This window comes from Sphaerisporangium perillae (assembly GCF_023276435.1).
Classification (GTDB): Bacteria; Actinomycetota; Actinomycetes; order Streptosporangiales; family Streptosporangiaceae; genus Sphaerisporangium; species Sphaerisporangium perillae.
The window spans coordinates 41,587-59,795 of sequence record NZ_JALLPO010000011.1; the positions used below are offsets into that span (position 1 = coordinate 41,587).

Annotated in this window: 20 protein-coding genes; 16 read left to right on the forward strand and 4 right to left on the reverse strand. The window is 70.8% G+C overall.

Going from position 1 to position 18,209, the window contains the following annotated elements; all coding sequences use genetic code 11:
* The first annotated feature begins 1 nt into the window (after position 1).
* On the forward strand, positions 2-580 hold the full coding sequence (locus MYF83_RS12665) for a YqgE/AlgH family protein (RefSeq protein ID WP_248960472.1): 579 nt from the start codon (positions 2-4) through the stop codon (positions 578-580).
* Here MYF83_RS12665 and MYF83_RS12670 read toward each other — a convergent pair.
* Positions 523-1,185: a TetR family transcriptional regulator gene (locus MYF83_RS12670; protein ID WP_248960473.1), complete on the reverse strand. Its 663-nt coding sequence runs from the start codon at positions 1,183-1,185 to the stop codon at positions 523-525. The genes MYF83_RS12665 and MYF83_RS12670 overlap by 58 nt on opposite strands.
* A 136-nt stretch (positions 1,186-1,321) precedes the next feature.
* On the opposite strand from MYF83_RS12670, the gene MYF83_RS12675 reads away from it, so the two are divergent.
* From MYF83_RS12675 to MYF83_RS12695, 5 genes are all read left to right on the forward strand, one after another.
* Positions 1,322-2,893 carry a DHA2 family efflux MFS transporter permease subunit gene (locus tag MYF83_RS12675; RefSeq protein WP_248960474.1) on the forward strand — a complete coding sequence of 524 codons (1,572 nt, stop codon included), beginning with the start codon at positions 1,322-1,324 and terminating at the stop codon, positions 2,891-2,893.
* A 152-nt stretch (positions 2,894-3,045) separates the two neighbouring features.
* Positions 3,046-3,297, forward strand: a complete 252-nt coding sequence (locus tag MYF83_RS12680; RefSeq protein WP_248960475.1) for a DUF3039 domain-containing protein — start codon at positions 3,046-3,048, stop codon at positions 3,295-3,297.
* 106 nt (positions 3,298-3,403) lie between these two features.
* A complete protein-coding gene (locus MYF83_RS12685) occupies positions 3,404-4,477 on the forward strand; it encodes a zinc metalloprotease (RefSeq protein WP_248960476.1) in 1,074 nt (357 codons plus the stop codon).
* A gap of 132 nt (positions 4,478-4,609) precedes the next feature.
* Positions 4,610-5,293, forward strand: a complete 684-nt coding sequence (locus tag MYF83_RS12690) for a hypothetical protein (protein ID WP_248960477.1) — start codon at positions 4,610-4,612, stop codon at positions 5,291-5,293.
* Between the two features lie 287 nt (positions 5,294-5,580).
* A complete protein-coding gene (locus MYF83_RS12695) occupies positions 5,581-7,338 on the forward strand; it encodes a DEAD/DEAH box helicase (protein WP_248960478.1) in 1,758 nt (585 codons plus the stop codon).
* An 88-nt stretch (positions 7,339-7,426) separates the two neighbouring features.
* Here MYF83_RS12695 and MYF83_RS12700 read toward each other — a convergent pair whose 3' ends face one another.
* Complete coding sequence (locus tag MYF83_RS12700) at positions 7,427-8,002, reverse strand: nicotinamidase (protein ID WP_248960479.1); 576 nt, start codon at positions 8,000-8,002, stop codon at positions 7,427-7,429.
* Positions 8,003-8,058: 56 nt separating this feature from the next.
* Positions 8,059-9,417, reverse strand: a complete 1,359-nt coding sequence (locus MYF83_RS12705; protein WP_248960480.1) for a nicotinate phosphoribosyltransferase — start codon at positions 9,415-9,417, stop codon at positions 8,059-8,061.
* A 45-nt stretch (positions 9,418-9,462) separates the two neighbouring features.
* On the opposite strand from MYF83_RS12705, the gene clpS reads away from it, so the two are divergent.
* From clpS to MYF83_RS12730, 5 genes are all read left to right on the forward strand, one after another.
* A complete protein-coding gene (clpS, locus tag MYF83_RS12710; RefSeq protein WP_248960481.1) occupies positions 9,463-9,753 on the forward strand; it encodes an ATP-dependent Clp protease adapter ClpS in 291 nt (96 codons plus the stop codon).
* A complete protein-coding gene (locus tag MYF83_RS12715) occupies positions 9,750-10,277 on the forward strand; it encodes a DUF2017 domain-containing protein (RefSeq protein WP_248960482.1) in 528 nt (175 codons plus the stop codon). The genes clpS and MYF83_RS12715 overlap by 4 nt, the downstream gene beginning before the upstream one ends.
* 9 nt (positions 10,278-10,286) lie before the next feature.
* Entirely contained in the window at positions 10,287-10,697 is a 411-nt protein-coding gene (locus MYF83_RS12720) for a M67 family metallopeptidase (protein ID WP_248960483.1), read from the forward strand.
* A 279-nt stretch (positions 10,698-10,976) separates the two neighbouring features.
* Entirely contained in the window at positions 10,977-11,255 is a 279-nt protein-coding gene (locus tag MYF83_RS12725; RefSeq protein WP_248960484.1) for a MoaD/ThiS family protein, read from the forward strand.
* 2 nt (positions 11,256-11,257) lie between these two features.
* The gene (locus MYF83_RS12730) at positions 11,258-12,205 is read left to right on the forward strand and encodes a PLP-dependent cysteine synthase family protein (protein WP_248960485.1); all 948 of its coding nucleotides are present in this window, start codon (positions 11,258-11,260) and stop codon (positions 12,203-12,205) included.
* A 168-nt stretch (positions 12,206-12,373) separates the two neighbouring features.
* Here the strand turns inward: MYF83_RS12730 and MYF83_RS12735 are convergent, their stop codons facing one another.
* Entirely contained in the window at positions 12,374-13,999 is a 1,626-nt protein-coding gene (locus tag MYF83_RS12735) for a DUF3352 domain-containing protein (protein ID WP_248960486.1), read from the reverse strand.
* Positions 14,000-14,211: 212 nt separating this feature from the next.
* On the opposite strand from MYF83_RS12735, the gene MYF83_RS12740 reads away from it, so the two are divergent.
* From MYF83_RS12740 to rdgB, 5 genes are all read left to right on the forward strand, one after another.
* Positions 14,212-15,003 carry a thioesterase family protein gene (locus MYF83_RS12740; RefSeq protein WP_248960487.1) on the forward strand — a complete coding sequence of 264 codons (792 nt, stop codon included), beginning with the start codon at positions 14,212-14,214 and terminating at the stop codon, positions 15,001-15,003.
* Positions 15,004-15,098: 95 nt separating this feature from the next.
* Positions 15,099-16,001, forward strand: a complete 903-nt coding sequence (gene murI, locus MYF83_RS12745; protein ID WP_248960488.1) for a glutamate racemase — start codon at positions 15,099-15,101, stop codon at positions 15,999-16,001.
* Positions 16,002-16,010: 9 nt separating this feature from the next.
* Positions 16,011-16,763: an MBL fold metallo-hydrolase gene (locus MYF83_RS12750; RefSeq protein WP_248960489.1), complete on the forward strand. Its 753-nt coding sequence runs from the start codon at positions 16,011-16,013 to the stop codon at positions 16,761-16,763.
* Between the two features lie 5 nt (positions 16,764-16,768).
* Positions 16,769-17,485, forward strand: a complete 717-nt coding sequence (rph, locus tag MYF83_RS12755) for a ribonuclease PH (protein WP_248960490.1) — start codon at positions 16,769-16,771, stop codon at positions 17,483-17,485.
* 40 nt (positions 17,486-17,525) lie between these two features.
* On the forward strand, positions 17,526-18,140 hold the full coding sequence (gene rdgB, locus MYF83_RS12760) for an RdgB/HAM1 family non-canonical purine NTP pyrophosphatase (protein WP_248960491.1): 615 nt from the start codon (positions 17,526-17,528) through the stop codon (positions 18,138-18,140).
* Positions 18,141-18,209: the final 69 nt, after the last annotated feature.

The following is an 18,209-nucleotide window of genomic DNA, read 5'->3' on the forward strand; positions in this document are numbered from 1 at the left end:
CATGGCGGAGGCGATCTACGTCGGCGGGCTGCTGGTGGCGACGCCACTGCTGGACGACCCGAACTTCCGGCGCGGCGTCGTGTTGATCCTGGAGCACGATGAGGACGGCGGCACTCTCGGTGTCATGCTCAACCGGCCGAGCGAGGTCACGGTGACACAGGTGCTCCCCTCCTGGGACGCGCTCGTGTCCGGGCCTCCCGTGCTCTTCGAAGGGGGGCCGGTCCAGACCGACAGCGCGCTGGCCCTGGCGTCGGTGCCGAGCGGCCAGGAGCCTTTGGGCTGGCGCAGGCTGCACGCGGGCGCCTCGGCGGTCTCCAAGCTCGGCACGGTGGATCTGGACGCGCCTCCGGAGATCCTGGCGGGCGAGATAACGCAGATGCGCATCTTCGCCGGGTACGCCGGCTGGACGGCGGGCCAGCTGGAGAGCGAGATACGCGAGGGCTCGTGGTACGTCGTGGAGGCCGAGCCCGGCGACACGTTCGACTCGCGGCCGGCGAACCTGTGGCGGTCGGTGCTGCGGCGTCAGCCGGGCGAGCTGGCCTTCGTGGCGACCTGCCCGGACGATCCCAAGCTCAACTGATCCCATCCGGGCCCCAGGGCCGCCTCGACGAGGTCCAGGGTGCGCTCCACGTTGGCGACGAGGCTGTCGAGGTAGTGATCGCCGTCCACTGAGCACTCGAAGCCGACGCGGACCGCGGCGGCGATGAGGGCCACCAGCAGCCGCGGGCGTGGGTCGGTGCCGGGGTCGATGCCCTGGCGCCTGGCGATCTCGGTCGTGAGCTTCTTCTCCACGTCGGCCATGCGCGCGAAGCTCGTGCACAGGAGGACGGGGTTGGCGTCGATCACGCGCCGGTGCCGCAGGAACCGCTCGGTGTCCTCGGAGGCGTTGGTCTCCATCCCGTGGATGAACTCGCGGAAGGCGCGGGCGAGGGCGGTGATGGGCGGCTCGTCATCGGGGCGTGCGGCCAGGGCGCAGCCGATGAGCTCCTCGTACTCGACGGTGAAGTCGAGGGCGAGCTCCTCCTTGCTGCCGAAGTACCGGAAGAAGGTGCGGGGTGAGACGTCTACCGCGGCGGCGATCTGATCGACCGTGGTGGCCTCGTACCCCTGGGCGAGGAACAGTTCGAAGCCCGCGTCGATCAGGGCCAGCCGGGTCTGGTGCTTCTTGCGCTCCCGAAGACCCATACCGGACACCTCCATGCAATATTCACTTCACATTCTGCCACATGTCACGATCTGTCGGATAAAAGAGTTTGTCATCTGTCATGGACTGACATAAATTGCCGTGCGTTGAACCATCATCGAAACAGGGGGACCTTCCATGGCACAAGCGCTGGCCGCGCCCGTAGACGCGCCTGCCCGACGTGGCCACGGGCATCCGTGGCTCACGCTGCTCGCGGTCGCACTTGGCGTGATCATGGTAATGCTCGACGGCACCGTCGTCGCCATCGCCAACCCGGTGATCGGCAAGGAGCTGGGGGCGTCGCTCTCGGACCTTCAGTGGATCACCAGTGGCTACCTGCTCGCTCTCGCAGTCTTCCTCATCACCGCCGGCAAGCTCGGTGACCTGTTCGGGCACAAGAGGGTCTTCCTGATCGGCATCGCGGGCTTCGCCCTCACCTCGCTCGCCATCGGCCTGACCTCCTCCATCGGCATGCTGATCACCTTCCGGGTCCTGCAGGGCCTGTTCGGCGCGCTGCTCCAGCCCGCCGCCCTCGCGCTGCTGCGCGCCGCCTTCCCCGCCGAGCGGCTCAACATGGCGATCGGCATCTGGGGCGCGGCCATCGGCGTCTCGAGCGCCGCAGGCCCCATCATCGGCGGCCTGCTGGTGGAGAACGTCAGCTGGCAGTCGGTCTTCTTCATCAACGTGCCGGTCGGCGTGATCGCGCTGATCGTCGGGCTGTGGGTCATCAAGGAGAGCAGGTCCGAGTCCCTGTCCAGGGTCGACATCCCGGGCGTGCTGCTCCTGTCCGGCGCGATGTTCTGCCTGGTGTGGGCGATCATCAAGGCCCCCGGCTACGGCTGGGGCGACGCCAAGACCATCGGGTTCTTCGCCGGCGCCGTCGTGCTGGGCGCGGCCTTCCTGGTCTGGCAGGCCCGGGCCGCCGAACCGCTGCTGCCGCTCACCCTGTTCCGCAACGCGTCGGTCTCCATCGGCACGGCGCTGATGGTGCTGATGGCCTTCTCGATGTTCGGCGCCATGTTCTTCCTCACGTTCTACTTCCAGGGCGTGCACGGGCTGTCCCCGCTGGAGTCGGGCATGCGCATGCTCCCGATGAGCGCCGGCATGATCGTCGCCTCACCGCTGGCGGGTCTCGCGCTGAGCAGGTTCGGACCCAGGGTTCCGATCGCCGTCGGCATGCTCATCACCGCGACCTCGATGTTCCTGCTCTCCCGTCTCGGGCTCGAGGCCGGTTACCTCGACACCGCGATCCCGTTCGCGCTGCTCGCCTTCGGCCTCTCGCCCGTCATGGTCGGCGCGACCGAGGTCATCGTCGGCAACTCCCCCGAGGAGCACAGTGGCGTCGCCGGAGGCATGCAGCAGTCCGCCATGCAGGTCGGCGGCTCGCTCGGCACGGCCGTGCTCGGCGCCCTGATCACGGCCAAGGTGGCGGACGTCCTGCCCGGCCACCTCGCCGCCGTGCAGATCCCCGCCACGGCCGCGCAGGTCGAAGCCATGAAGAACGTCGTCGCGCTCGGCGTCGCCCCCGTGCCGCCGGGCGCGCCCAAGGCCGTCGCCGAGGCGCTGACCCAGGCCGCGCACTCCTCCTTCCTGGAGGGCATGCACTTCGGCTTCGGCGTGAGCGTCGCGGTGGCCGTACTGGCCGCGATCCTGGCCCTGTTCGTCAAGGCCGGCCGCAAGACCGCGGACGTCCCGGTCCACGTGGGCTGACCCTCACGCCCGGCTCCGCCCGGTACGGCTCGCGCGCCCGCGCCGGCCCGTACCGGGCGGATGTGAGGTTCCCCGGGCCGCAGAGGGCGTGCGGCCCCGCGGGACGCATTCACCCGCCCGAGCGCGCCCGGGCGCACGTAGACTCGGATGTCGTGAGCACGAAGATCCTTCCCGAGAGCGAAGTACGCCCGAACCTCTCGCACGGCGACGAGGGGGACCACGAGCGGTTCTCGCACTACGCGGACAAGAACAAGATCACCGAGAGCATGGTGACCGGCACCCCCATCCGCGCCCTCTGCGGCAAGGTCTGGGTCCCGAGCCGCGACCCCAAGAAGTACCCCGTGTGCCCCGAATGCAAGGAGATCTACGAGGGGCTGCCGCAGGGTGGCGACCCGGGCAAGTAACGCCTGCTCAGGGTGAACCCGCGGGCGGCAACCGAGTGTTGCTCCCGGCCGATCGGCGTCCCGGAAGCTAGCGTCAGCACTCCGACCTGACTTGACGGGGGAGTGCATGGTGCGGCGCACGGTGGCCGTGTCTTTGGCGTGCCTGTTCACGATCGCGGGCGTGCCCGGTCACGCCCGCGCGGCGTCCACGCGCTCATGCGGGCCCGCCGGGCCGCCACGGACGGAGACACGGAGCCCGGAGACGCAGGGCCCGAAAACGCGGGACCGCGAGACGCGGGACCTGGAGACGCGCGGCGCTGAGACGCTGAACCTGAGAACGCGCGACGCCGATGCGCGCGACCTTGGGACGCGGGACCTGGAGACGCGCGGCGCCGATGCGCGCGCCCCTGAGAGACGGGGCCCGGAGACGCGCGGCGTCGAGCCGTACGCGCCCGACGCCCGCGAGGCCGCCCGGCTGCTCTCCGACATGCGCAGGCGGCTGGACGCGCTCCATCCGCGTCCCCGGGTGGCCACGGTCACGGTGCCCCTCTGGGTCCACGTGATCACCGACGGGCAGGCGGGCGCCCCGGAGGCCGCGGTCACCGCCCAGGTCGAGACCCTCAACGCCGCATACGGTGGGCGGCAGGGCGGCGCCGACACCGGCATCCGGTTCGCCCTGCGGGGCGTCACGCGCACCGACAACGCCGCCTGGTTCCGCCAGCCGCTCCCCAACGAGGCGGCGATGAAGCAGCGGCTGCGCAAGGGCGGCGCCGATGCCCTCAACCTCTACATCGCGCAGTTCAGCGAGCTGGTGCTGGGCTATGCCACCTATCCGCACTGGTACCAGACCAACCCCGCCCTGGACGGCGTCGTCGTCGACTGGCGCAGCCTGCCCGGCGGCGCCCTGCGCGACTTCGGCAAGGGCTACACCGCGGTGCACGAGATCGGCCACTGGCTCGGGCTGCTGCACACCTTCGAGAACGGCTGCGCCTCGCCGGGCGACTCCGTCGACGACACCCCGCCCGAGGCGTTCCCCACCCAAGGCTGCCCGCCCCGCAAGGATTCCTGCCCCGACAACGGCGACGATCCCGTCCACAACTTCATGGACTACGCCCACGACCGCTGCATGTCGGAGTTCACCGCCGGCCAGGCCGCCCGCATGCGCGACATGTGGACCGCCTACCGCACCCCCGCCGTCTGACCCGCCGCGATCTGGCCCGCCCGCGATCTGGCCCTGAGCCGCCCCCAGGCGGTGATTCGGATGTCCTATTCAGATGTTCGTTGACGGATGGACGCCTTCGGTGCGGATACTCGGAGCACGGGAGGAGGCGCCGTGGACGAGCACCGCACCGGGCGGCGACGGCCGTACGGCGGGCCCGTGTGGCCTCCGCCGGAGGAGGAGGGGCTGCCGCCGTCGGCGAGGCTGTACGGCGCGCCGGCCGCTCCCTCGCGAGTCAGGGTGCCCTACCGGGTCAGGAGGGTGGCGTTCTACGTCGCCGTCGTGGCCGCGGGGACGGCGCTGGTGGCCGGGACGGTGGCCTTCTTCGTGAGCCGCCCCCGCGCGGAGCCGGAACCGTCCGTGGTCGTGGACGGGGTCGCCGGAGTCGGTTTTCCGCTGCCGCCGGGCTGGCGGCGCGGCACGATCCCGCCGGTCACCGGGTTCACCTCGGTCGCGACCATGGACGGCTCCGCGCTCGTCATGACCCGGCCCGGGGAGTCGGTCGCGGTGTCGGGGCCGAGGGCCGCCACGCTGGAGCTCGCCGACCTGTACGGGCGCTTGCTGCTGCACGGCGACACCGTCGACGTGGTGGACGACCGGTCGATCACGGTGGGCGGCTACACCGGTCACTCGCGCGCCCTCCGAGCCACCTACACCGATGTGGTCAACCAGCCGTCGTACCTGAGGGTGACACTTCTCACCAAGGGAGACGGGAGCGTCGTGGTGCTGGGGCTCGCCCAGCCCGACGATCCCCGGCGACGGGCCGAGATCGACGCCGTCATCCGCGGCCTGAAGTAGCCCGTCAAGGGCGCAGAACGCGCCGCCGGACGCACGATGACCCCGGCGGAGGGGAGTGGCGGGGGCCACGTGGCGGAGGTGGGCGGTCGCCGCAATAGCACGCGGAGACGCGCATGGCGAGCATCCCCGGGGTCGGCACGTCTTGTCGGTGTCCCCCGCTATCGTGGCTTCACTGTGAGGGAGCGAAACGAGCGCGACGACAAGATCATCAGTGGGGGCGTAGGCCCAGAGGTCCGGAAAGGCCATCTGACGAGGGTCCGGCGAGGCCAACTGACAAGGAGGTCGGCGTGAGCTCGTTTGCCGCGTCCCATCTGTCACCCTCCTATCCCGACCGCGCCGCGTGGGGCACCGCGCCCAAGCTCCGCGCGTGGCAGCAGGAGGCGTTCGATCTCTACTTCCGCCGCGAGCCGCGCGACTTCCTGACGGTCGCGACCCCCGGCGCCGGCAAGACGACGTACGCGCTGCGCATCGCCAGCGAGCTGCTGAGCCGGGGCGTCATACAGCGGATCACGGTCGTCACGCCGACCGAGCACCTCAAGCGCCAGTGGGCCGACGCGGCGAGCAAGGTCGGCATCGCCGTCGACCCCGAGTTCAAGAACAGCCAGGGCGCCACCTCCCGCGACTATGTCGGCGTGGCGGTGACCTACGCGCAGGTGGCCATGCATCCCGCGCTCCACCGTTCCCGCACGGAGAACCGCCGGACCCTCGTCATCTTCGACGAGATCCACCACGCGGGCGACGCCAAGTCGTGGGGCGACGGGGTGCGCGAGGCGTTCGAGCCGGCCACCCGGCGGCTCGCCCTCACCGGCACGCCGTTCCGCTCCGACACCAACCCGATCCCGTTCGTGACCTACGCCGAGGACGGCGAGGGCGTCCGGCGCAGTCTCTCCGACTACTCCTACGGCTACGGCCCCGCGCTCGCCGACGGGGTGGTCCGTCCCGTGATCTTCCTGGCGTACGCCGGGGAGATGCGCTGGCGCACCCGCGCGGGCGACGAGATCACCGCCACGCTGGGCACGCCGCTCACCAAAGACCAGCTCGGCCAGGCCTGGCGGGCCGCCCTCGACCCGAAGGGCGACTGGATCCGCCAGGTCCTGCAGGCCGCCGACAAGCGGCTCACCGAGGTGCGCCGGGGCGTGCCCGACGCGGGCGCCATGGTGATCGCCACCGACCACGAGACGGCGCGCGCCTACGCCAGGCACCTCCGGGCGATCACCGGCGAGGGCGCCACGGTCGTGCTGTCCGACGACCCGGGCGCTTCCGACAAGATCAAGCACTTCAGCGCCTCCGAGGAGCGCTGGCTGGTCGCGGTCCGCATGGTCTCCGAAGGCGTGGACATCCCGCGCCTCGCCGTGGGCGTCTACGCCACCAGCGTCTCGACCCCGCTGTTCTTCGCCCAGGCGGTGGGGCGTTTCGTGCGCGCGCGGAAGCGGGGCGAGACGGCCTCGGTGTTCCTGCCCTCGGTCCCGACGCTCATGGGCCTCGCGGGCGAGATGGAGGCCGAGCGCGACCACGTTCTCGACCGCAAGCTCCCCGAGGAGGGCCTTGACGACTTCCTGGTCGATGAGGCCCGCCAGAAGAAGGACAGCCCCGACGTCCTCGGCGACGAGCTGCCGTTCGAGACCGTCGAGGCTTCGGCGACCTTCGACCGCGTGCTCTTCGACGGCGGCGAGTTCGGCACGGCGGCCGAGCCCGGCTCCCCCGAGGAGGAGGACTTCCTCGGCCTTCCCGGGCTGCTCGAGCCCGACCAGGTGGCCGTGCTGCTGCGCAAGCACCAGGCCGATCAGCAGGCCGCCAGGAAGCGCAAGGCGGCCGACGCCCCCGCGCGCCCGGCCCTGGCCCCGCACGAGGAGATCGCGGCCCTCCGCAAGGAGCTGAACGGCCTCGTGGGCGCCTGGAACCACCGCACCGGCCAGCCGCACGGCGTCATCCACGCCGAGCTGCGCAGGGCCTGCGGCGGCCCCGCCATCGCCCAGGCATCCGCCGACCAAATCCGCCAACGCATCGAAACCATCCGCAAATGGGCCACCCAACGCTCCCGCTGACCCCAGCGCCACGCACGTACGGCAAGAGCACTCTTGGGCGGCGCGGGCGATCGGGCCGGTGATCGTGCCTGTGTCGTCTGGGGGCCTGTCAGGCGGGTTTCAGGACGGGGGTGCCGCTGATCTGGACCCCGGCGGAGCGGAGTTCGCTGAGGGCTGCTTCGGTGGTCGCCGGGGCCACGCCGGCTGTCAGGTCGAGCAGGACGCGCACGGCGAAGCCGTTCTTGGCGGCGTCGAGGGCGGTCGCCCGTACGCAGTGGTCGGTGGCGATGCCGACCACGTCCACCTGCTCCACGCCGCGTGACGTCAGCCACTCGGCCAGGCCGGTGCCTTCGGCGCTCGCGCCTTCGAAGCCGCTGTAGGCCGCGCTGTGCCGGCCCTTGCTGAACACCTCCTCGACGGCGGAGGTGTCGAGCGCCGGGTGGAAGTCGGCGCCGGTCGTCCCCACGACGCAGTGGGCGGGCCAGGTGCGCACGTAGTCGGGACGGTCGGCGAAGTGGTCGCCGGGATCGACGTGGTAGTCACGGGTCGCCACGACATGGTCGTAGCCCTCGGCGGCGGCGTACGGTCCGATGGCCGCGGCGATCTCGGCGCCCCCGCCCACCGCGAGGCTGCCGCCCTCGCAGAAGTCGTTCTGCACATCGACGATGACAAGAGTGGTCTTCATCAGGCCCGCTTCCCTTGCTGCTGCGGAGGTGTGGTGGTGGGTGAAGGTGAGGGGTGTCAGGAGAAGAGGGTGGGGATGATGGGGTCGCCTTGGGAGAGTTGGTGGGCTAGGGGGGGCAGCTCGGCCACGGAGGCGTGGTGGCGTTCTCTCGCGGCCGCCAGTGGTTCCCGGCCGACGATCTGGCCGCCGCGCACCAGCTCGTGAAGGAGCGGCCGGGCGCCGGAAGCCACCCCGCCGGCCATGGGCTCACCGGAAGCAGGGCCGCCGGGCGCAAGGGTGTCAGAAGCGAAGCCGGCAGGGGCCGGGGTGGCCGGGGTGGTGGTGATCAGTTCGGCGGTGGCCGTGCCGTTCTGCAGGGCGCGGAAGGCGTTCTTCCTGCCGCCCTTGCTGGGCTTGCCGACCGACTTCTTCGCCACCGGCTGGAGTTTGCCCTCGCTGTCCTCGCGGGCGACGAGCTTGTAGACCATGGCCGCCGTGGGCGCGCCCGAGCCGGTGACGACGGAGGTGCCGACGCCGTACCCGTCGACGGGGGCGGCGGCGAGGGCCGCGATGGCGTACTCGTCGAGGTCGCTGGTGACGACGATGCGCGTCTTGGTGGCGCCGAGCGCGTCGAGCATCTGCCGTACCTCGCAGGCGGCGACGGCGAGGTCGCCGGAGTCGATGCGCACCGCGCCCAACTCGGGCCCGGCCAGTTCCACGGCCGTGCGCACCGCCTTGCCGACGTCGTAGGTGTCGACGAGCAGGGTGGTACCGGGACCGAGCGAGTCGATCTGGGCCTGGAAGGCCTCGTACTCGCTGCTGTGCAGCAGGGTGAAGGCGTGCGCGCTGGTGCCCGCGGTAGGCACGCCGTACACGCTGCCGGCCATGAGGTTGGAAGTGGAGGAGAAGCCCGCGATGTAGGCGGCCCGCGCCGCTGCCACCGCCGCCAGCTCGTGCGTGCGGCGGGAGCCCATCTCGATGATCGGCCGCGAGCCGGCGGCGTGGACCATGCGGGACGCGGCCGAGGCCACCGCGGAGTCGTGGTTCAGGATGGAGAGGATCACCGTCTCCAGCAGGACGGCCTCGGCGAACGTGCCGTCCACGACCATGATCGGCGAGCCGGGGAAGTAGCACTCGCCTTCCAGGTAGCCGTACACGTCGCCGGAGAAGCGGTAGGACGCGAGGAAGTCCAGCGTCTGGTCGTTGACGACGTTGTGCTCGCGGAGGAAGGCGAGCTCGGCGTCGCCGAAGCGGAAGTCCGCGAGCGCGTCCAGCACCCGTCCCGTGCCCGCGACCACGCCGTACCGGCGTCCATGGGGCAGGTGGCGGGCGAAGACCTCGAACACGGCTCGGTGGTGTGCGGCGCCGCTGCCCAATGCCGCCTGCAGCATTGTCAGCTCATAGTGATCGGTGAGCAACGCGCTGCTCATGGCCATCTTCACAAGTCGAAGACTACGACCGGGGTAGGGCAGGATGGGAATGTGGGTAGTACCGCTCCAGCCGAGGTCGAGCGTCCGTCGACGGACGTCCGTCCCGATCTCCCGTGGCTGACGATCGTGTGGAACGACCCGGTCAACCTCATGTCTTATGTGACTTATGTCCTGCAGACGGTCTTCGGCTACCCAAAGGCCAAGGCCGAGAAACTGATGCTCGACGTGCACCACAAGGGCAAGGCCGTCGTCGCCAGTGGCACTCGTGAGGAGATGGAACGCGACGTGCAGACCCTGCACTCCTACGGTCTGTGGGCCACCGTCCAGAGGGATTCGGCGTGAGCACCGGTTTCAGCTCCGCGCACAGCGGCGGGGTCACGATTTTGCTGGACGCCGGGGAGGCCTCGATCCTGCGCTCGCTGGTGGCGCAGGTCCTCGGTCTCGTCGAGCCGGGCGCCACCGGGGAGGATCCGCTCGAGCGGGCCCTTGGCATCGGCTCGGCGAAGGTGCCGTCCGATCCGGTGCTGGCCCGGCTGTTCCCCTCGGCGTACGCCGACGACGACGAGGCGTCGGCCGAGTTCCGGCGCTACACCGAGGCGACCCTGCGCGAGGGCAAGCGCGCCGACGCCGAGACGCTGCTGGAGACCGCCGAGCAGGGCAAGGTCGAGCTCACCCCCGAGCAGGCGCAGGCGTGGCTGCGCGCGCTCAATGACGTGCGGCTGGCCCTCGGCGTGCGCCTGGAGGTCACCGAGGAGGTCCACGAGGAGCTGGCCGAGATGACCGAGGACGACCCGCGCTACCCGGCGTACGTCACCTACGACTGGCTGACCTACCTCCAGGACACGCTGGTCCGCGCCCTTTGGTAGCTTCCAGGCATGCTGAGCATCTCGCAGGAATTGGTCGACAAGATCATCGCCCATGCCTGGGCCGATCATCCGGACGAGGCCTGCGGGGTGATCGCGGGTTCGGTGGGCTCCGACCGCCCCGAGCGCTTCATCCCCATGGAGAACGCCGAGCGGTCTCCCACGTTCTACCGGTTCGACTCGATGGAGCAGTTCCGGGTGTGGCGTGAGATGGACGACCGGGACGAGGAGCCGGTGGTCGTCTACCATTCCCACACCTCGACCGAGGCCTACCCGTCGCGAACGGACATCAGCTACGCCTCCGAGCCGAACGCCCACTACGTGCTGGTGTCCACGGCCGATCCGGACAACGTGCAGTTCCGCTCGTTTCGCGTGCTGGACGGCGTCGTGACCGAGGAGAAGGTCGAGATCGTCCAGGCATGAACCGCTCGCGCAGCCGCACGTGCGGGACCGGGAATCTCGGTCATCGGGCTGCACCTCGGAAAGCTGTAGAGTTGGGAACATGCTGACGATTGACCCGGATTCGCGGAGCGCTGGAGTGCGCCCTGGGCATTCGTCACCCGTGCAGAACCACCTTTTCGCGCACACTCCCTTCTCCGTCGTCTACGACTGTTCCTGATCGCAGGAATCCCCGCCCAGCCGCGTGTGTTCGCACTCGTTGGGCGCCCCGTGACGACCACTGACCAAGGAGATCAACCCGCGATGGCCATCGAGGTTCGCATTCCGACCATCCTCCGCACCTATACCGACGGCGCCAAGTCCGTGAACGCCGCAGGTGCCACGCTCTCGGACCTGATCGGCGATCTGGAGTCCCGGCATCCGGGCCTGAAGGAGCGCATCGTCGACGACTCCGGCCTTCGCCGCTTCGTCAACGTCTACCTCAACGACGAGGACGTGCGCTTCCTCGGCGGCCTGGACACCCCTGTCGCCGACGGTGACACCGTGACCGTGCTGCCCGCCGTGGCCGGGGGCAAGCGCTAGCCATGCGCTTCGACTCGCTGATCGACTCGGTCGGGAACACCCCGCTGGTGGGGCTGCCGAGGCTGTCCCCGTCCCCGGACGTGCGCATCTGGGCCAAGCTCGAGGACCGCAACCCGACCGGGTCGGTCAAGGACCGCCCGGCGCTGTGGATGATCGAGCAGGCGGAGAAGGACGGCCTGCTCACTCCCGGCTGCACGATCCTGGAGCCCACCTCCGGCAACACCGGCATCTCGTTGGCCATGTCGGCCAGGCTCAAGGGATACAAGCTGATCTGCGTGATGCCGGAGAACACCTCCGAGGAACGCCGCCAGTTGCTGCGCATGTGGGGCGCGGAGATCATCTCCTCGCCGGCGGCGGGCGGGTCCAACGAGGCCGTGCGGGTCGCCAAGAAGCTGGCCGCGGAGAACCCGTCCTGGGTGATGCTCTACCAGTACGGCAATCCGGCCAACTGGCGCTCCCACTACGAGTCGACGGGGCCGGAGATCCTCCAGGACCTTCCCTCGATCACCCACTTCGTCGCCGGGCTCGGCACCACGGGCACGCTGATGGGAGTCGGGCGCTACCTGCGCGAGCACGTGCCCGGGGTGCAGATCGTGGCGGCCGAGCCCCGGTACGGCGAGCTGGTGTACGGCCTGCGCAACGTGGACGAGGGGTTCATCCCCGAGATCTACGACGCGGACGTGCTGACGACCCGCTTCTCGGTGACGTCGGCGGACGCGCTGCGCCGCACGCGCGAGCTTCTCGGCACCGAGGGGATCTTCGCCGGCATCTCCACCGGCTGCGCCCTGCACGCGGCCATGGGCTTGGCCGCCAAGGCCGTCAAGGCGGGCGAGCGCGCCGACATCGCGTTCATCGTGGCCGACGGCGGGTGGAAGTACCTCTCCACGGGCGCCTACGAGGGCACGATCGACGAGGCGGAGGACCGCCTGGAGGGCCAGCTCTGGGCCTGATCGGGCCATCCGGTTCGTGACGCGGACGGGCCGCCTCTCCTTGGAGAGGCGGCCCGTCGGTGTCTTCCCGTCCCGCCGGCCGAGAGAGCCTTCGGCCGGGGAGCCCCGGGGAAGCTCACCCCGGCCGGGGGGAGACGCCCGGCCGGGGTGAGCTTCGGTCCCGAAGCGTCAGTTGAACAGCACGCGCAGGCTGAAGGACGTGGTGTCGTCGGCCTGCCTGGCGCTCAGGCCTATCGCCCGCAGCGCCTGGGCGTTGGCCCGGTCCTCGCCCTGCAGGTCTTTCAGGTAGTACTTCTCGATCTTGTCCAGGTCGATGTAGAGCGCGGCCGACGCGGAGTCCGCGTCCGGGATCGCGGTCGTGAAGGTCTCGCTCTCCCCGAGCGTGCCGTCCTTGGCCAGCAGGTCCGCGTACTCCTGGGAGTTCGCGAGGACCAGCCGCCCATCGGCCGCCACCTTGACGAGCTGCGGGGCCGCGGTCCCGGAGTCGGCGGCGAACTTCTCGAGCTTGGAGACGATCTCCTGGGCCTTGGCCGGGTCGGTGGTGAGGACGGCGCCGGCGTTCGGCAGGTCGCCGTCGAGCCCCCGCTCGTCCAGCGCCACGGTGACGTTCTTGCCCAGCAGGGTGACCAGGTCGTCGGGGAGCGCGAGGCCGTAGGACTGCCGTGCCTGGGCGACGAAGTCGGAGAACGACCCCGACGTGCCATCGGCCGCCTTGGTGAGCTGTGCCCACTGCTTGGACAGCAGTTCCCCGAGGCCCGACACCGACAGCGCGCCCACGGTCGAGGCGGGCAGCCGCGACAGGCGCGAGCCTTCGGCGTTCGCGGCGGCGCGCATGGTCCCGCCGCGGGTGATGCCGGTCAGCTCGGCGTACCCGCCGTCGAAGCGCAGCGCCCCGGCGAAGCGCACGTTCTTCACCATGTCCAGCGCCGCGGCGCCGGAGGACGGCGACACACCGACGGCCTCCGCGGCCTTGGTGAGCCTGCCCGCGTCGCCCCAGAACGACAGCACGCCCGGATCCCCGAGGGCCTTGAGGTCGGCGGCGAAGCCGGCTTCGCCCGACAGCGGCGCGGCCTTGGCGTAGCGGTCGGCCTCCGCCTGGGTCTCGGCGAGGATCGCGTAGTCCTCCCGGAACGCGAGGCCCTTCATCTCGCCGCCGGTCAGCTTGGGCAGCCCGGTGCGGGCCTGGGTCTGGTCGGTGACCTGCACCGCCACGGCCACCCCGGGGGTGGCGGACCCGGCGCGCGGCGCCAGGACGCCGATCCCGACGCGGTCGCCGAGCCACGGTTCGACGTCACGCGCGTAGTCGACGCCGGCCAGGTCCTTGCTGTCCTTGCGCAGCAGCTCGAACAGCGCCTTGCGGGGGTCGTCGCCGGTGAAGGCGCTCCGGGTGGCGGAGAACTTCTTCGCGAGCTGGAACAGCGCCACCTTCTGGCCGGCGCTCGGGTCGAGGTCGATCCGCACGTACGCCATGGTCCCGGAGGGCAGGACGTCCTCCGGCTGGGTGCCGCCGCCGCTGAGCAGGTTCATGGCGTACACGCCGCCACCGCCGATCAGGGCGACGACGACGGCCGCGACGATCGCCAGCACCCATCCCCGTCCTCTCTTCCTGGTCGGGGGCTGGGGCGGGCCGAGCTCGGCGTGCTGCCAGGGAGGCGGACCGCCGGGGGGCTGCGCGGAGTGCGCATAGGGCTGCGTGTACGGGCCAGGGGTGGGGCCGGACGCGGGGTGCCGGTAGGACACGGTCCGGTCGGGGTCCTGGTTGAAGGGGTACGGGGGGTGGGGTTGGCCTGCCATGGCTCGCTCTCGATGGCTAGGAGGGGATTCACGGTGAGGCTAGATCATGGCGGTAGCGAAACACTTGCAGGGTGCTTTCGGGCGCCAGGGCGTCTCGATCGTGACCGGTTCCGTTCACCGTCCCGCCTGGGCGTGACGGCGCGGGCATCGGTAAGGTGGGGGAGCTAGAACAACATTCGGGTGCGGTGCGCGGAGCGAGGCAAAGAGTACAGATGACGAAGTTCGACGAGGCGACGCAGGCGATCCGGGTCGACGAGACCACCTACGACGTCTGCCTCGATCCTGGCTACGCGATCGGAGGGCCGCTCAACGGCGGCTATCTCATGGCCGTGATACTGCGGGCCGTCGTCGACGCCTCGCCGTACGAGCACCCGGTCACCACCGCCGCGCAGTTCCTGCGGTCGCCGGGCCCCGGACCCGCCCGCGTCCGGCTGGAGCAGCTCAAGACCGGCAAGACCGCCGCGATGACCCGGGCGACCCTGATCCAGGACGACACCGCCTACATCGAGACCCTGGTGACCACCGCCACGCTCGGCGGCGGCGCCAGCGAGTGGACCGGCGAGCCCGCGGTGGTCATGCCCCCCGTCGAGGAGTGCCTCGGGCTGCCTGACCCGAAGCCCGAGTCGAACATGACGCTCAACGCCCAGATGGAGGTGCGCTTCGACCCGCCGAGCATCGGCTGGTTCACCGGCGCCCCCACAGGGCGCCCAGAGTCCCGGGCGTACTTCCGCATGTCCGAGCCGCAGGACCCCGACCCCTTCGTCCTGGCGCTCGCCGTGGACGCGCTGCCGCCCGTCGCCTTCTCGGCCGGAGCCCGCGGCTGGGCGCCGACCGTGGAGCTGACCTGGCACCTGAGGGCGCTGCCCGCCCCCGGCTGGCTGAAGATCGTCGGCCATGGACGCCTGATCAGGGACGGCTGGTTCGACGAGGACGTCGAGGTCTGGGACGCCGGGGGCAACCTGGTCGCGCAGTCGCGCCAGCTCGCCAGGCTCGGGCGGGGCTGACCGGACGCGCGGGGGACGGTACCCCCGCAGGGATTACTCGAATGTGAGCATTCTTACCGAGAGCGATTGTTCACAGTCCCCTAGTGTTGGGAATCATGTCGGATATCGGGAGCGTCGCCCACGCGCCGTGGGTCAGCCTCATTGAGGCCCAGGACGAGCAGCTTGACCAGGACGGTCCCTCGATCGGGATCTTCGACAGCGGCGTGGGAGGTCTGACGGTCGCCCGGGCGATCATCGACCAGCTCCCGAGCGAGTCGATCCTGTACGTGGCGGACACCGCGCGCCAGCCGTACGGGCCGAAGCGCATCGCCGAGGTGCGTGCCTACGCCCTGCAGGTGATGGACCACCTCGTCGAGCACGACGTGAAGATGCTCGTGATCGCCTGCAACAGCGCCAGCGCCGCCGTCCTGCGCGACGCCAGGGAGCGGTACGACGTGCCGGTGGTGGAGGTCATCCAGCCCGCGGCGCGCAGGGCCGTCCGCGCCACCAGGAACGGCCGGGTCGGCGTGATCGCGACCCGCGCGACGATCGAGTCCATGGCCTATCACGACGCCTTCGCGGCGGCCCCCGACGTGCGGCTCACCGGCGTGGCCGCCCCCCGGTTCGTGGAGTTCGTCGAGCGGGGCGAGACCATGAGCGCCGAGCTCATCGAGGTCGCCCGCGAGTACCTCCAGCCGGTGATCGACGAGGGCTGCGACACGCTGATCCTCGGCTGCACGCACTACCCGCTGCTGACCGGCGCGATCTCCTACGTGGTGGGCAACGGCGTCACGCTCGTGTCCAGCGCCGAGGAGACCGCCAAGGACGTCTTCCGCGTTCTGCACGACAGGGGGCTCGCCGTGCAGAACACGACGCCCCGCCACCGGTTCCGCGCGACAGGTGACGGCGCCCTCTTCGCGCACCTCGGGCGGCGGTTCCTCGGCCCGGAGATCGGTGCCGTCGAACGCGCGCTGGTGGGGGACGTTTCGGGCGAAGAGGCGCTGACCGCGCCGAGTTAGGAGGCCGCCGTGAAGTTGACGATCGTAGGCTGCTCCGGAAGCTTTCCGGGCCCCGACAGCCCCGCGTCGTGTTACCTGCTGGAGGCCGAGGGCTTCCGCCTGCTCCTGGACTTCGGCAACGGCTCCCTGGGAGCTCTGCAACGGCACATCGGCCTGTACGACGTGGACGCCATCTGCCTGTCGCACCTGCACGCCGACCACTGCCTGGACCTGTGCTCCTACCACGTCGTGCGCACCTACGCGCCGTGTGCGCCGCTGCCGCGCGTGCCCGTGTACGCGCCGGACGACGCGCCGCGCCGCCTCGCCGCCGCGTACGGAATGGACGACGAGCCGGGCCTTGAGACCGCGTTCGACTTCACGGCGCTCGCGCCGGGCGTCTTCTCCGTGGGCCCGTTCGAGGTGACGGCCGCACTGATGAACCATCCCATCGAGACCTACGGGTTCCGGGTCTCGCACGGCGGGCGCTCGGTGGCCTACTCCGGCGACACGGGTGAGTGCCCCGAGTTGGTGAAGCTCGCGGCGGGCGCCGACATCCTGCTGTGCGAGGCGTCTCTGCTCGACCGGCCCGGCATCCCCGCCGGTCTCCACATGACCGGCCGCCAGGCCGCCGAGCACGCCGCCCGCGCCGGCGCCGGCACGCTCGTGCTCACCCATCTGGTCCCGTGGAACGACAAGGGCGAGGTCCTGGACGACGCCTCCCGAGGGGGGTACGAAGGCCGCGTGGAACTCGCTCGGAGCGGGGCCGTGTATGACCTAAGGTGAGGCTCATGGCACGTGAAGATGGACGCAGTCCCGACCAGCTCCGGCCGGTCACGATCAGCCGCGGCTGGCTCGCCCACGCCGAGGGTTCGGTCCTGGTGGAGTTCGGCAACACCAGGGTGTTGTGCGCCGCCTCGGTGCAAGACAGCGTGCCGCGGTGGCGCAGGGGGAGCGGGCTCGGCTGGATCACCGCCGAGTACGCCATGCTGCCCCGCTCCACCAACACCCGCAGCGACCGCGAGTCGGTGCGCGGCAAGATCGGCGGGCGCACCCACGAGATCTCGCGCCTGATCGGGCGGTCTCTGCGCGCCTGCGTCGACTACAAGGCCCTAGGCGAGAACTCCATCGTCCTCGACTGCGACGTCCTCCAGGCCGACGGTGGCACCCGCACGGCGGCCATCACCGGCGCGTACGTCGCCCTGGCCGACGCCATCGGCTGGATGCGCAAGCGCAAGATGTGCCCGGGTGACCCGCTGGTCGACTCCGTGGCCGCCGTCTCGGTCGGCATCGTCGGCTCGACGCCCCTGCTCGACCTCTGCTACACCGAGGACGTCGCCGCCGAGACCGACATGAACGTCGTCATGACCGGCTCGGGGGAGTTCGTCGAGGTCCAGGGCACCGCCGAGGGCCGCCCGTTCGACCGCTCGACCCTCGACTCCCTGCTCGACCTCGCCGCCGCGGGGTGCGCCGACCTGACCGTGCGCCAGCGCGAGGCCCTCGCGTGAGCGCGTTCCTCCTGATCCGCGACAAGGGGAGGGTTCTGTCATGAGCGCGATGCCGAGGGTGGTCCTCGCGACACGCAACGAGGGCAAGATCGTCGAACTGCGGCGCATCCTGACCGAAGCCGACCAGAAGATCGAGCTCGTCGGCCTGGAGGAGTTCCCCGAGATCGGTGAGGTCGCGGAGACCGGCCTGACCTTCGCCGAGAACGCCCTGCTCAAGGCGCACGCCGTCTCCTCCGCGAGCGGCCTGCCGGCGGTCGCCGACGACTCCGGCCTGTGCGTCGACGCGCTGAACGGCATGCCCGGCGTCTTCTCGGCCCGCTGGTCGGGGTCCCACGGCGACGACGCGGCCAACCTCGCGCTCCTGCTCGCCCAGGTCTCCGACGTTCCCGACGGCCGTAGGGGCGCCCACTTCGCCTGCGCCGCGGCGCTCGCGCTGCCCTCCGGCGAGGAGCGCGTCGTCGAGGGCACGCTCACCGGGTCGCTGATCCGCGGCCCGCGCGGCACCAACGGGTTCGGGTACGACCCGATCTTCGTGCCCGAGGGCGAGAGCCGCACGACCGCGGAGCTGTCCCCCGCGCAGAAGGACGCCGTCAGCCACCGGGGCCGCGCCTTCCGGGCCCTGGTCCCCGTGCTGCGCCAGGTGCTCGGCGCCTGAGAGGGCGGCCGCGGCGGCGGAGCGAGGTACGGAGAATGCTCCGTAACCAGGGCGTAAGATCCCGGCCGC